Genomic DNA, 13098 nt, shown 5'->3' on the forward strand with positions numbered 1-13098 from the left:
AGGCCGCCGCACTCGCAGACCCGGTGCGCGGACCCGGTGCGCAGCAGCCGCGGCGCCGGAGCGCCGGCCCGGCCGCTACGCCCGGTCGAGCATCCCGTAGGCGGCGAAGGCCTCGCGCACCCCGGCGGGCACCGGCACGGGGCGGCGCGTGGCGGCATCCACGAAGACGTGCACGAATTCGCCCGTCGCGATCGTCTCGCCCGACGCATCCGAACCGTCCGACGAAACGCCCGGCACCGCACCGTGCGGCACCCCGCCGGCCGCGCGCAGGATCCCGAGCGCCCAGGTCACGCTCGTCGTGCCGAGCCGGCCGACCGAGACGCCGACCTCGAGCGGCTCGGGGAACGAGGCTGGCGCGAGGTAGCGGCAGTTCGAGGCGACGACGAGGGCGATGGGGCCGCCGCCTGCGGGGTCGAGGCCGGCGTGCCGGATCATCCAGGCGTTCACGGCGGTGTCCATGGCCTCGTAGTAGACGACGTTGTTGACGTGCCCGTACTGGTCGTTATCGCGCCAGCGGGTCTCGAAGGGGATGCGGACGGGGTAGTCGGTCACGGTGGCCTTCCGGGCGGGGTGGATGCCGTCAGTCGACCCGCAGCAGCACGCGGAACGCGGTGCGGGCGCGTTCGGTGCTCGGCGGGTCGCCGGCGATGAGGTCGGCGTAGCTGAACGATTCCGAGACGCGCACGAGCAGGTAGGCGAGCGCGGGCGGGTCGATGGCGCCGCCGAGGGGCGCGTCGCCGAGTTCGCGGCGCACGAGCCAGTCGGCGGTGGCGACGTAGCGGCGCTGGATCTGGCTCTCCTTGGTGGTGAGGAGGCGGAGGGCGCGGGCGGGTTCGCGGCGCAGGAAGTCGCGGAAGTAGTCGGCGCCGATGAGGTCGTCGACGAAGCGGGTGAGGACGGCGGCGACGCGTTCGGCGCCGGTGAGGCCGGCGGCTGCGGTTTCGGCCTGCACGAGGGTGGGGGCGGCGAGCGACCAGAGCACTTCCGACAGCAGCGCGTCGCGGTTGCCGACCCAGCGGAACAGGGAGCTGCGGTCGACGCCGAGGGATGCCGCGAGCGCGCTCATGTCGATGCGGCGCCCCTCGATGAAGGCGGCACGGGCGGCGTCGAACGCGCGGACGGCGTCGGCGTGGGTGCCGCTCGCGAGCCGTTCGGAGAGCCAGGAGGGTGCTTGTTCGAGGCCGATGCGTGCGATTTCGCGGCCGGGCCGGCCGGTGGGCGGGCCGGCGGGTCGGCGCGTGCCGCCGGGGGTGGATGCCGCGGCGCGCTCCTCGGCGGCGGGCGATGCGGCGGGTTCGGCCATGCCGCACATCGTATCCCGGCATCCGCTCAGGGGTGCATCATTTCCGAAAGTGTTGCATACTCGTCGTGATCACCGACGATCGGAGGAAGACCGATGACGCTCACCGACACCCTCGCCGGCATCGGCGCACCCGCGCCCCTGCTCGACGCCGACTTCTACGCATTCCAGCAGCAGCTCACACCCGAAGAGCAGGCTCAGATCGGCCGCATCCGCGCCTTCCTCGACGCCGAGGTGCGCCCCGACGCCGACCGGCTCTGGGAGGAGGCGCGAAGCCCCCGCCACCTCATCCCGCAGCTGGCCGAGCTCGGCCTGTTCGGCTCCGCGATCCCCGAGGTCGCCCGCTTCGCCTCGAGTTCGGTCGCCCGCGGCTGGATCGCCCTCGAGATCGCCCGCGCCGACCCCTCCACGGCGACCTTCATCGGCGTGCACTCCGGCCTCGCGATGAACGCGATCGAGGTCGGCGGCTCGCCCGAGCAGAAAGCCGAATGGCTGCCCGTGATGGCCCGCGGCGAACTCATCGGCGCTTTCGGCCTCACCGAGCCTGGGCACGGATCCGACACCGCCAAGGGCCTCGAGACCACCGCGACCCGCCGCACGGCGGCCGACGGCACCGAGGAGTGGGTGCTGAACGGCGCCAAGCGGTGGATCGGCAACGCGACCTTCGCCGACGTCGTCGTCATCTGGGCGCGCGACACCGCCGACGAGCAGGTGAAGGGCTTCCTCGTGCGGCAGCCGGCCGCCGGCTTCACGGCGACGAAGATCGAACGCAAGCAGTCGCTGCGCGGCGTCGAGAACGCCGACATCACCCTGCAGGACGTCGTCGTGCCCGAGTCGGACCGCCTGCCCGGCATCCACTCGTTCCGCGATGTCGCGATCGTGCTGCGCCTCACCCGCGCCGAGGTCGCCTGGCAGGGCATCGGCGTCGCCGTCGGCGCCTACGAGGCCGCCCTCGCCTATGCGAAGGAGCGCACCCAGTTCGGCAGACCGATCGCATCGTTCCAGCTGGTGCAGGAGAAGCTCGCGAACGCCCTGTCGAACATCACCGCCTCGATCGCCCTGTGCGTACGGGTGTCGGCGATGCAGGACGAGGGCGCGCAGCGCGACCACCACTCGGCGATGGCGAAGGCGTTCGTGACCGCCCGGATGCGCGAAGTCGTCGCCTGGTGCCGCGAGATCCTCGGCGGCAACGGGATCCAGCTCGACCACGGCGTCGCCCGCTACTTCGCCGACGCCGAAGCCGTGTACACCTTCGAGGGCACCTACGACATGAACACCCTCATCGTCGGCCGGGCGATCACCGGGCACGCCGCGTTCGTCTGAGCGCGAGCGTCGCGACACCCGGCGAAGCGCCGCCGGTCGAGTAGGCGCGCAGCGCCGTATCGAGCCCCCCGCCCCCGCGCACCCGCCGGTCGAGTAGGCGCGAAGCGCCGTATCGAGACCCCGCCCACCTCCGCACACCCGCCGGTCGAGTAGGCGCGCAGCGCCGTATCGAGACCCCGCCCACCCGCATCCACACCCCTGCATCCACCCCTGAAAGGGGCTCTTCGGATTTTAGGTGGGGGCGGGGGTATCGAGGCCGCCGGCGATGAGGAGCATTCTGAGTCTGTAGTTGTCGTAGTTGCGGAATCCGCGGGCGACCCGGCGGGCGAGCTCGATGAGTCCGTTCACGGCTTCGGTGCCACCGTTGGATGACCGGTTCGTCGCCCAGTACGCGAGGAATGCGTCACGCCACTGGTTCAGTGTCTTCCCGAGCCGGGCGATCTCCGGGATCGGGCACGAGGGGAATGATCCGAGAACGGCCAGCGCGATCTTGCGTCCCTCCGTGAGGTCTGGGTGCTTGTAGGCGTCGCGGAGTTGCTGAGCGGCGTGCCAGGCGACTTCGACCTCGATGTGCTCTTCCTGTCGGGCGAACGCGGTTTCGAGTCGGCTCCTTTGCTTGTCGGTGAGTCGGTCTCTTCCGGCGCGGAGGATGTTGCGGATCCCGTAGAGCGGGTCGCCCTTGCGGCCGCGGTGTCCGAGGGTGTCCTGCTGGACTCGGCGGCGGACCTCGTCAACCGCAGCGGTGCCGAGCTTGACGACGTGGAACGCATCCAGCACAGCGGTGGCATCGTCGAGCTCGTCGTCGAGGGCCTTCTTGTATCCGGCGAACGGGTCAAGAGCGGCGATCTTGACGCCGGTCCGGAACTCCGGCGTGCGTTCCTTGATCCAGTCGGCGTATGCCTTCGAGGACCGGCCCGGCACCAGATCGAGCAGCCGCGCCCTGACGTGACCGGACGCGTCGCGGGTGAGATCGACCATCCCGGTCAGTTCTTTCGGGCCTCGGCCGCCCTCGGCGACGGGCTTGGTGGAGACGTGGTGCCAGAGGTGCTCGTCCACGCCGAGCACCTCGACGCCATCGAACCGGCCCGGGTCTTTCTCGCGCCGCTGCAACTCGGCTTCCACGTGCGTCCAGACGGTGCCCCACGCGACCCGCAGCTGCCGAGCGACACCGCGCACCGACGCGTTCTCACGTCGCATCTGCGTCACCGCCCAGGCCACCGCGCGGGCCGTCAAGATCGCGTTCGGGGCGGCAACAGCCGGGTTCTGCTCCGTGAACGCGCGCACCTCGCATCCGTCCTGGCGACACCGCCAGCGGCGCTTTCGCCACCTCACCCGCACCGGCCGAGTGCCCATCGGGGCGTCCTTCAGAACAAGTGCCTTCCGTCCCGCCGATTCCGCGACCACCCCGCACCCCGGGCAGCCCACCGGCCCCGGCGGCGACTCGACATCGATGACGAGTACACCGTCACTGCGGTGCTCGACCCCGGTGACGCGGAGCCCGTCGAGCCCGACGAGCAGGTCGCAACGATCACAGTAAGCAGCAGAGGAACCTGGGCGCGCATCAGCGCAGTGGGTAGCATCGGGCACGGGTCGAGGTCTCCGGACAGACAGGCAGTTTGGTCGCTACCGATCCTCCGGACCTCGACCCGCCTCACCACGCCACAACACGCCCGCCAAACTCACCCGCCCCCACCCAGACTGCGCAGAGCCCTGAAAGGACCGACCATGCCCGAGGCGTACATCGTCGCCACCGCCCGCTCCCCCATCGGCCGCGCCCGCAAAGGGTCCCTCGCCGGCATCCGCCCCGACGACCTCGCCGCGCAGATGGTCGATGCCGCCCTCGCGAAGGTGCCCGGCCTCGACCCGGCCCGCGTCGAAGACCTCATGCTCGGCTGCGGCCTGCCCGGCGGCGAGCAGGGCATGAACATGGCGCGCATCGTCGCCGTGCTCCTCGGCCTCGACGGGGTGCCGGGCACGACCGTGAACCGGTACTGCTCGTCGAGCCTGCAGACGACGCGGATGGCGTTCCACGCGATCAAGGCGGGCGAGGGCGAGGTGTTCGTGTCGGCCGGCGTCGAATCGGTGACGCACACGATGCGGGGCTCCAGCGACTTCATCCCGGGCGAGGATGTGCGGAATCCGCGCTTCGCCGACGCCCTCGCACGCACCGAGGCGCGAGCCGCGAGCGAGCCGGGGCGGATGCCGTGGCGCGACCCCCGCGAGGCCGGCGAGCTGCCCGACGCGTACATCGCGATGGGGCAGACCGCCGAGAACGTCGCCGAGCTCACCGGCGTCGGCCGCGACGAGCAGGACGCGTTCGCCGCACGCAGCCAGCAGCGCGCCGAAGCATCCATCGCGAGCGGATTCTGGGGCCGCGACATCACCCCGGTGACGCTCGCCGACGGCACCGTCGTCGCGGCCGACGACGGCCCGCGCGCCGGCGTCACCGTCGAAACCCTCGCCGCCCTGGATCCCGTGTTCCGCCCCGGCGGCACGGTCACCGCCGGCAACGCCTGCCCCCTGAACGACGGCGCGGCCGCCGTGGTCGTCGTCAGCGATCGCATCGTCGACGAGCTCGGGCTGCAGCCGCTGGCCCGGATCGTCTCGACCGGGGTCAGCGGCCTCTCCCCCGAGATCATGGGCCTCGGCCCCGTCGAGGCGTCGCGGCAGGCGCTCGAGCGGGCCGGCCTCAGCATCGACGACGTCGACCTCGTCGAGATCAACGAGGCGTTCGCCGCCCAGGTCGTGCCCTCGGCCAGGCAGCTCGGCATCGACCCGGAGCGCCTGAACGTGCACGGAGGGGCGATCGCCGTCGGGCATCCGTTCGGCATGACCGGGGCGCGCATCACCTCGACGCTCATCAACGCGCTCGGCGAGGGCGGCGGCCGCTACGGCCTCGAGACGATGTGCGTCGGCGGCGGGCAGGGCATGGCGCTGGTGCTCGAGCGGGTGTGACCGAGCGAAGCGGCGCAGAGCGCGGGTAGACGGGTCGGCTGCGTCAGTACGGGGCGGTCAGGCCGTGGAACATCGGGAAGTGCTTGACGTTCCGCGTGAACAACCGGGCATCGAGCACGATGGCGGTGGCGGCGATCGCGAGGTCTGCGGAATCGATGCCGCGGTTGCCGGGAAGCCACGCGCGGCCGAGTTCGCCGGCGACTTCGGCGATCCGGTCGTCCACAGGGCGCCAGTTCAGCACGTCGAGCAGTTCGCGGGTCGCCGCCTCTTCGCGCGGGCGCATCCCGGCGAGCACTTCGAGTCGGGTGATCTCGCTCGCGTGCAGGGGCCCATCGGCCCGCGCATCGCGCAGCACGCCCGCCGCCTCGGGGATGCCCCGGAGCACGTCGATGAGCACGGAGGTGTCGACGAGGATGCTCATCGGGCGCCGGCCAGGCGATCTCCCGAACGCAGGCCTTCGACGTATGCCGCGCCGTCGATATCGCGGTCCTGCCAGGCTCCGAACGCCCGGTCGATCGCCTCGATGTCTTCGTCGACATCGCTCGCCGACCCGTACGTGCGCTCGACGGCGTCGCGGATCAGCGCGGAGATGGATCGGCCGGTCCGGGCCGCCTCGGCGTCGAGCAGGGCGCGGTCCTCATCCGTGAGCGAGATCTGCGTGCGCAACATGATGTAATCCTACATCACGGCGGGCCGCGCACACCCGAGCGGCCCGCCGTCCGTGAACCGTCAGACCGCGGCGACGAGCTGCGCCTGCCCCAGCCGTTCGGCGTTGTTCAGGATGCTGAGCGCGGTGCCCGAGAAGATCTGCTCCTTCTCGTGCCGGGGCACCTCCATCGCCTCGATCGAGGCGACGCCCTTCTCGATGCCGCCGAGCGGGTGCGGGAAGTCGGTGCCGAGCACCATGTGGTCGGTGCCGACGATGTCGCGGAGGAAGCGCAGGTTGTGCGGGTTGAAGGTGACGGTGTCGAAGTAGAGGCGTTTGATCGACTCGCTCGGCAGGTGGTCGATGTGCTTGCGGTCTTCGGCGTAGTCGCGGTAGCCGTTGTCGATCCGCTCCATGAGCCAGGCGACGGCGCCGCCGGCGTGCCCGATGTGCCATGTGATGTTCGGGTACCGGTCGAGGGTTCCCGAGTAGGCGAGCCTCGCGACCGAGATCGTCGTGTCGAACATGAAACCGAGGATCGGGCCCATCACGAAGTCGCGCAGGGTGTTGTTCGCGGGCGCGAGCAGCGGATGCATGAAGAGGGTGAGCCCGCGATCGTTCGCCTCGCTGAGGAAGGGCTCGAATCGGGGATCGTCGTAGTAGTCGCCGGCGATGTTGCTCGGCAGGATGACGCCGTTGAACCCGGCGCCGTCGACCATGCGATCGACCTCGGCGAGCGCGGCCTTCGGATCCGCCATCGGCACGGTCGCGTAGGCGCCGAGCCGGTCGGGGTTCTCCGCGATGAGTTCGGCGTAGCGGTCGTTCAGGAACTTGGCCGCGCGGATCTGCTGGTCGCGGTCCTTGATGAACTGCGGCAGGGGCCCGACCGACATGACGGCCACGTCGACGCCGGCGCGATCCATCGCCTCGAGCCGGAGGTCCATGCGCGACATCGGCTCGGTCAGCCCGAAGAACCGGGCTCCCTGGTAGGCGATGAACCGCATCCCGTCGGTTCCGACGCCGAACGAGAAGTCGGAGTCCGCCTCCTCGATGATGTCGAAGAATTCCTTCGGGTAGAAGTGCGAGTGGAGGTCGATGCGCATGTCGTCTGCTTTCTGTTCGGCTTGCGCCCGACCCTAGGAGCGACGTTCCGCATTCGGGAACAGCATTCCGATATCCGGCTGCTTTCGCTCTCGCGGCGCGTCGGCATCGAGGTCCGCGGAATCGCGAAGCCGATCCTCGGGCGCTTCGCGGAGGAGCTGCGCTGCACGGCGATCCTGAATGTCGTCGACGGCGAGGAGGTCGTCTGCCTGGTGTCGGTCGAACCGACGAGTTCGGGGGTGCGCGTCGCCCACAGGGAGGGCCAGCGGCATGCGCTGAGCCGGGGCGCGTCGGGGATCGCCGCGGCGGCCGCCCTGCCGCACCGGCCCGGGGAGCGGCGGGCGGTGACCGCCGCCCGGCATGTGGGCTATGCCGTCAGCCACGCCGAGGTTGCGCCGGGCACGGTCGCGGCGTCCGCCCCGTTGAGCCTCGCCTCGCACGACTGGACGGGTGCGGTATCGCTGCTCTTCGCGGATGCGCTGGCGCCGACGCCGGCGGACGCCGGCCGGGCGGTGAAGGAGGCGGCCCGGCTCATCGGCGAGGCCGCCGCCTGATCAGGCTCCCAGCACCGCCGCGACGAGGCGTCCGGAGGTGTCGGGGGTGATCGGGGTGCGGTTCAGGATGCGGAACACGACGCCGCCGACGAGGAGTTCGACGATCTCTGTGCGGGGGGCGTCGGGCGGGATCTGGCCGGCGGCGACGGCGGAGTCCATGCGGGCGGCGACGAGGGAGGTGCCGAGGTTCTCGCGGAGCCGGGTGCCGACGTCGGCGTGTTCGATGGCGACGGCGAAGAGGGATCGCACGAGGGTGTCGTGGGCGGGGTCGCCGACGAAGGCGAAGAGGTCGTCGAGCCAGTCGGCGAGGTCGCGGCGGATGTCTCCGGTGTCGGCGGGCACGAAGCGGTCGGGCAGCAGCATGCCCTCGATGAGGGCCTCGGCCACGAGCGCGGCCTTGGAGGGCCACCACCGGTAGATGGTCTGTTTGCCGACGCCGGCGTCGGCGGCGATGCCCTCCATGGTGAGGTGGTCGAAGCCGCTGCCGGCGAATTGGCGGGCGGTCGCTTCGAGGATCGCGAGGCGAGCCGTCTCGCTCCGCGCGGCACCGCGCCGTCCCTCCGCCATGCCTCACATCCTACGTTCAGTCAACGAGACGCGACGTTTCGTATTCTGATTGCGCTCGCGGCTGCGCGACCCACGGCATCCACACCCGACCTTTTCGGAAGGACCCCCCAATGGCGGAACTGCTCTACCGGCTCGGCACCTTCGCGGCACGCCGCGGCTGGGTCGTGATCGGGTCGTGGATCGCGGTGCTCGCGATCGCCGCCGGCGGCTTCCTCATCGGGTTCAAGGGGCTCGCGACGAGCTTCGACATCCCCGGCACCGCCTCGGGCGAGGTCATCGCCGAGCTCGAGGAGCAGCTGCCCGACTTCGCCGGGGCATCCGGAACCGTCGTGTTCGAGACGGAGGACGGCGAAGCGTTCACCGAGGCGCAGAAGGACGCGATCGGCGCACTCGTCGACGACGCCGACGGGCTGCCGGACGTCTCGGGGGTCGTCGACCCCTTCGACACCGAGGCGGAGCGGGCCGAGCAGGCTGCGAAGCTCGCCGACGGCCGCACGCAGATCGCCGACGGCGAGGCGCAGCTGGATGCCGGGCAGGCACAGCTCGACGCGGGCCTCGCCCAGCTCGACGACGCGCAGGCGCAGCTCGACGCCGGGCGCGAGCAGGCCACGGCCGCCGGCTTCCCCACCGACGAGCTCGACGCCCAGCAGGCCGCGCTCGACGCGCAGCGCGAGGCCGTCGCCGGCCAGCAGGCCGAGCTGGACGATGCTCGCGCCGAGCTCGAGACGCAGCAGCAGCGCCTGGACGACGGCGCAGAACTGCTCGGCTTCGCCGACGGCATCCGCATGGTCTCCGAAGACGGCTCGGCCGCGCTCGTGAACGTCGCCTTCACCGAACCCCGCCTCGAACTCGAGCAGGCCTCGAAGGATGCGGTCATCGACCACTTCGAATCCGAGCCGATCGACGGGGTGACCGTGTCGTTCTCGACCGACATCGCCCAGGGCGTGCCGAAGATCATCGGCGTCGGCGAGGTCGTCGGCGTCGCCTTCGCCGCCGTCGTGCTGCTCGTCATGCTCGGCTCGATCATCGCCGCCGCCCTGCCGATCGTCACCGCGCTCGTCGGCGTCGCCATCGGCGCCCTCGGTGCGCTGGCGTTCTCGGGGGTGGTGCAGATGGCATCCGTCACCCCGATCCTCGGGGTCATGCTGGGCCTGGCCGTCGGCATCGACTATTCGCTGTTCATCATCAACCGGCATCGCAAGCAGCTGCTCGAGGGCGCCGAACCGATCGAGTCGATCGGGCTCGCGAACGGCACCGCCGGCAACGCGGTCGTCTTCGCCGGCACCACGGTGATCGTCGCCCTCCTCGCCCTGAACGTCACCGGGGTGCCGTTCCTCGGCCTGATGGGCACGGTCGGTGCGATCAGCGTGCTCATCGCCGTCCTCATCGCGGTCACCATGACGCCGGCGATCCTGGGGCTCCTCGGCATCCGCGTGCTCGGCAAGCGCGCCCGCGCCCGCATCGGGCAGGTGCATCACGAGGATGCGAAGGCGAAGCCGATGCGCACCTGGCGTGCGATCGGCACGGTGCTGGTGTCGGCGGCGGCGCTGCTGGCGATCGCGGTGCCGGCCCTCGACATGCGCGTCGGCCTTCCCGACGGGTCTTCCGAGCCGGCCGATTCCGCCTCCTACCGGGCGTTCATGACGACCGAGGAGTCGTTCGGGGCCGGTGCGAACGGCCCGCTGCTGGTGACGGCGTCCCTGCCGTCCGGTCTCGACGACGACGCGGTGGATGCCGCGCAGCTCGAGGTGGCCCGCACCCTGTCCGAGCAGCCGGATGTGACGGCCGTCGCCCCGATCGCCGTGTCGGAGGACGGCGAGCTCGCCGCCTTCCAGGTGATCCCGGCGGAGGGGCCGAACGCGGCATCCACCGACGCCCTCGTGCGGGAGCTGCGGGAGCTGCCCGCGATCGACGGCGACATCGAGCTCGGCGTCGCCGGCCAGGCGGCGATCAACATCGACATCTCCGAGAACCTGCTCGACGTGCTGCCCCTCTATCTCGCGGTCGTCGTCGGCATCTCGCTGCTCATCATGATCCTCGTGTTCCGCTCGATCCTGGTGCCGCTCATCGCGACCGGCGGCTTCGTGCTGTCGCTGTTCGCGACGTACGGCGCGGTCGTCGCTCTGTTCCAGTTCGGGTGGGGGGCGGATGCCCTGGGCATCCACACCGGCCCGATCCTGAGCTTCCTGCCCGTCATCCTCGTCGGCATCCTCTTCGGCCTCGCGATGGACTACCAGTTGTTCCTCGCGACCGGCATGCGCGAGGCGTACGTGCACGGGGCTCCGGCCAGGCTCGCGGTCGCGCGCGGCTTCCGCGCGGGGCGGTCGGTGGTGATCGCGGCGGGTCTCATCATGATCTCGGTGTTCGGCGGGTTCGTGTTCGCCGAGTCGACGATGATCCGCTCGATCGGCTTCGGCCTCGCGTTCGGCGTGCTCGTGGATGCGTTCGTCGTGCGGATGCTGCTGATGCCGGCGCTCATGCACCTGCTGGGCCGGTCGGCGTGGTGGATCCCGAAGTGGCTGGATCGCATCCTGCCCGATGTGGATGTCGAGGGTGCAGCCCTCGAGCGGCGGCACCACGCGACGCCCGCGGCATAGCGGCGCAGGATCCGGCAGCCGGGGGCAGAATGAGGGTATGACGGCATCCGGCCCCGTGGTCGTCGGCGTCCTCGCCGGCGAGCGGCACGACCCCGTCGTCGTCCGCGCCGCGGAGTTCGCCCGCCGTTTCGACGCCGCGCTCGTCGTCGCGACGGTCGACCCGGCCCGGTACGCCGTCGACGAGCACCCCGACGGCTCGGTGCGTTCGGCATCCGTCGACCCCGACCTGCCCGACGAGCGCGAAGAGACCCCGGATGCCGCATACGCCGAGCATGTCCGCGAGCTCGCGGGCGGGGTGGATGCCGAGGCGCGCGCCCTCGTCGGCGAGCCGGCCCATGCGCTCGCCCGCCTCGCCGAGCGGCTCGGGGCGCAGATGATCGTCGTCGGCACCCGTGAGCGTTCCGTGCTCGCCTCGGTGCAGCGCTTCTTCGCGGGCTCGGTGGGTGCGCGTCTCGCGCATGTCCAGCCGCTGCCGGTCGTCGTCATCCCCCTCGACCCGGCCGGCGACGGCGAGCGCCTCCCCTGGGACGAGGGGTGACGGCGGGCCTCGGCCGCTCGGCGCTGCTCGTCGCGGCCGGCGGCACGCTCGGCTCGGCGGCCCGCATCGGCATCGGTCTGCTGCTGCCGGCGAGCGGCGGGATGCCGTGGGCGACGCTCACGGTGAACCTCGTCGGGGCGTTCGTGCTGGGGGCGCTGCTCGAGGTGCTCCGGCGGCGCGGACCCGACGAGGGGCGGCGGCGCGCGTTGCGGCTCGCGGCGGGCACGGGCTTCTGCGGCGGCTTCACGACGTACAGCGCGTTCGCGGTCGAGTCGGTGCGGTTGCTGGAGTCGGCGCCGGTGCTCGGCGTCGTCTACATCCTCGCGACCCTGCTGGCGGGTGCGGCGGCGACGCTGGCCGGCTTCGGCCTCGGCGGGTGGATGCACGGGCGCACCGAACGGCGGCGGCCCGCGTGAGCCCGCTGCTGGTCCTCCTGGCCTCGCTCGCCGGCGGCATCGGCGCGGCGTGCCGGTATCTGATGGACGAGGGGGTGCGGCGCCTCGTCCGCGTCGGGTTCCCGCTCGGCACCCTGCTCGTGAACATCGTCGGCTCGTTCCTGCTCGGGCTGCTGACGGGTCTCGGCGAGCGCGGCATCCCGGACCCGGAGCTGGCCGTGGTGCTCGGCACGGGCTTCCTCGGCGGGTACACGACGTTCAGCACGGCGAGCGCCGAGACGGTGCGGCTCTTCCTGGAGCGTCGCCGGCTCGCCGCGGTGCTGAACGGCGCCGGCATGTTCCTGCTCTGCGGCGCCGCGGCCCTCGCCGGCCTCGCCCTCGGCCGGGCGTTATAGATAAAAGTCTAGATTCGGCGTAGACTGTCGATATGAAGACCGTCTCCGTCGGCGAACTCCGCCAGAACCCGACTGATGCCCTGAATCGCGTGAGCGACGGCGAGACGCTCGTGATCGTGAAGCATCGGCGACCGATCGCAGACCTGGTCCCGCATGTACGCCGAACCGGCGTCCCAGCCGCCGAGGCCTTCGCCGCGCTCAGCCGCGTGGCCTTCGATCCGGGAATGGCGGACGATATCGGCGATGCGCGCCGCCGTGCGGACCGCGACTACTGGGCCGACTGAGCGTGCACGCCCTACTCGATACTTCGGTCATCATCGCGCTCACACAAGAACACACCCAGATCGACGGCAGTGTCTTCGACACGGTCTCGATCGCTTCTCTGAGCTACGCCGAACTCCAGCTCGGCGTCGCCGTCGCGGGATCGCGAAGCACAATGCGTCGGCGAGCCCTTGCGCTCGACTCCGTTCGAGACATCTTCGGTGCCGGCCTCCCCTTCGATGATCGGGCCGCGACCGTGTTCGGCCGCTTCGCCACGGCGATCATCGAGCGGAAGGGAGATCCGAAGGCGAACCGCACCGATCGTATGATTGCGGCCGTAGCGGCCGCCCATGACCTCGCTCTCGTCACCCTGAATGCTCGGGACGTCGCCTTGCTCGATCGGGAGATGCAGATCATCGACGCATCGACCATGTCCGGTTCAGCTCCCCCACCGACCTCCCCCTGA

Annotated in this window: 16 protein-coding genes; 9 read left to right on the forward strand and 7 right to left on the reverse strand. The window is 71.1% G+C overall.

Going from position 1 to position 13098, the window contains the following annotated elements:
* Positions 1-75 precede the first annotated feature (75 nt).
* Positions 76-552: an acyl-CoA thioesterase gene (locus G127AT_RS07385; protein ID WP_210901507.1), complete on the reverse strand. Its 477-nt coding sequence runs from the start codon at positions 550-552 to the stop codon at positions 76-78.
* Positions 553-580: 28 nt separating this feature from the next.
* The gene (locus G127AT_RS07390; protein ID WP_210901509.1) at positions 581-1303 is read right to left on the reverse strand and encodes a QsdR family transcriptional regulator; all 723 of its coding nucleotides are present in this window, start codon (positions 1301-1303) and stop codon (positions 581-583) included.
* A 93-nt stretch (positions 1304-1396) separates the two neighbouring features.
* Here G127AT_RS07390 and G127AT_RS07395 point away from each other — a divergent pair, with 93 nt between their 5' ends.
* Complete coding sequence (locus G127AT_RS07395; protein ID WP_210901511.1) at positions 1397-2623, forward strand: acyl-CoA dehydrogenase family protein; 1227 nt, start codon at positions 1397-1399, stop codon at positions 2621-2623.
* Positions 2624-2854: 231 nt separating this feature from the next.
* On the opposite strand, the gene G127AT_RS07400 is transcribed toward G127AT_RS07395, so the two are convergent.
* Positions 2855-4210, reverse strand: a complete 1356-nt coding sequence (locus G127AT_RS07400; RefSeq protein ID WP_425305876.1) for an ISL3 family transposase — start codon at positions 4208-4210, stop codon at positions 2855-2857.
* Positions 4211-4348: 138 nt separating this feature from the next.
* Here G127AT_RS07400 and G127AT_RS07405 point away from each other — a divergent pair, with 138 nt between their 5' ends.
* On the forward strand, positions 4349-5578 hold the full coding sequence (locus tag G127AT_RS07405) for an acetyl-CoA C-acetyltransferase (RefSeq protein ID WP_210901513.1): 1230 nt from the start codon (positions 4349-4351) through the stop codon (positions 5576-5578).
* Between the two features lie 43 nt (positions 5579-5621).
* Here G127AT_RS07405 and G127AT_RS07410 read toward each other — a convergent pair whose 3' ends face one another.
* Genes G127AT_RS07410 through G127AT_RS07420 form a run of 3 tightly spaced genes read right to left on the reverse strand, consistent with a single transcriptional unit; the run spans position 5622 to position 7327 of the window.
* Positions 5622-5999, reverse strand: a complete 378-nt coding sequence (locus tag G127AT_RS07410) for a type II toxin-antitoxin system VapC family toxin (RefSeq protein WP_210901515.1) — start codon at positions 5997-5999, stop codon at positions 5622-5624.
* On the reverse strand, positions 5996-6247 hold the full coding sequence (locus G127AT_RS07415; RefSeq protein ID WP_210901517.1) for a ribbon-helix-helix domain-containing protein: 252 nt from the start codon (positions 6245-6247) through the stop codon (positions 5996-5998). The genes G127AT_RS07410 and G127AT_RS07415 overlap by 4 nt, the downstream gene beginning before the upstream one ends.
* Positions 6248-6307: 60 nt before the next feature.
* Positions 6308-7327, reverse strand: coding sequence for an amidohydrolase family protein (locus tag G127AT_RS07420; protein ID WP_210901519.1), 1020 nt, complete (start codon positions 7325-7327; stop codon positions 6308-6310).
* Between G127AT_RS07420 and G127AT_RS07425 the strand changes: the two genes are divergently transcribed.
* Positions 7310-7879 carry an IclR family transcriptional regulator gene (locus G127AT_RS07425; protein ID WP_210901521.1) on the forward strand — a complete coding sequence of 190 codons (570 nt, stop codon included), beginning with the start codon at positions 7310-7312 and terminating at the stop codon, positions 7877-7879. The genes G127AT_RS07420 and G127AT_RS07425 overlap by 18 nt on opposite strands.
* On the opposite strand, the gene G127AT_RS07430 is transcribed toward G127AT_RS07425, so the two are convergent.
* A complete protein-coding gene (locus tag G127AT_RS07430; protein WP_210901524.1) occupies positions 7880-8446 on the reverse strand; it encodes a TetR/AcrR family transcriptional regulator in 567 nt (188 codons plus the stop codon).
* 110 nt (positions 8447-8556) lie between these two features.
* On the opposite strand from G127AT_RS07430, the gene G127AT_RS07435 reads away from it, so the two are divergent.
* From G127AT_RS07435 to G127AT_RS07460, 6 genes are read left to right on the forward strand one after another with little or no spacing between them, the layout of a single operon-like run.
* The gene (locus G127AT_RS07435; protein WP_210901526.1) at positions 8557-11043 is read left to right on the forward strand and encodes an MMPL family transporter; all 2487 of its coding nucleotides are present in this window, start codon (positions 8557-8559) and stop codon (positions 11041-11043) included.
* Between the two features lie 37 nt (positions 11044-11080).
* The gene (locus G127AT_RS07440; RefSeq protein WP_210901528.1) at positions 11081-11581 is read left to right on the forward strand and encodes a universal stress protein; all 501 of its coding nucleotides are present in this window, start codon (positions 11081-11083) and stop codon (positions 11579-11581) included.
* On the forward strand, positions 11578-11997 hold the full coding sequence (locus G127AT_RS07445) for a fluoride efflux transporter FluC (RefSeq protein ID WP_210901529.1): 420 nt from the start codon (positions 11578-11580) through the stop codon (positions 11995-11997). The genes G127AT_RS07440 and G127AT_RS07445 overlap by 4 nt, the downstream gene beginning before the upstream one ends.
* Complete coding sequence (gene crcB, locus G127AT_RS07450; RefSeq protein ID WP_210901531.1) at positions 11994-12371, forward strand: fluoride efflux transporter CrcB; 378 nt, start codon at positions 11994-11996, stop codon at positions 12369-12371. Before G127AT_RS07445 ends, crcB begins: the two co-directional genes overlap by 4 nt.
* 32 nt (positions 12372-12403) lie before the next feature.
* On the forward strand, positions 12404-12655 hold the full coding sequence (locus G127AT_RS07455) for a type II toxin-antitoxin system Phd/YefM family antitoxin (protein ID WP_210901533.1): 252 nt from the start codon (positions 12404-12406) through the stop codon (positions 12653-12655).
* A 2-nt stretch (positions 12656-12657) separates the two neighbouring features.
* A complete protein-coding gene (locus G127AT_RS07460; RefSeq protein ID WP_210901535.1) occupies positions 12658-13098 on the forward strand; it encodes a PIN domain-containing protein in 441 nt (146 codons plus the stop codon).

Origin of the sequence: Agromyces archimandritae (assembly GCF_018024495.1) — a bacterium.
Taxonomy (GTDB): Bacteria; Actinomycetota; Actinomycetes; order Actinomycetales; family Microbacteriaceae; genus Agromyces; species Agromyces archimandritae.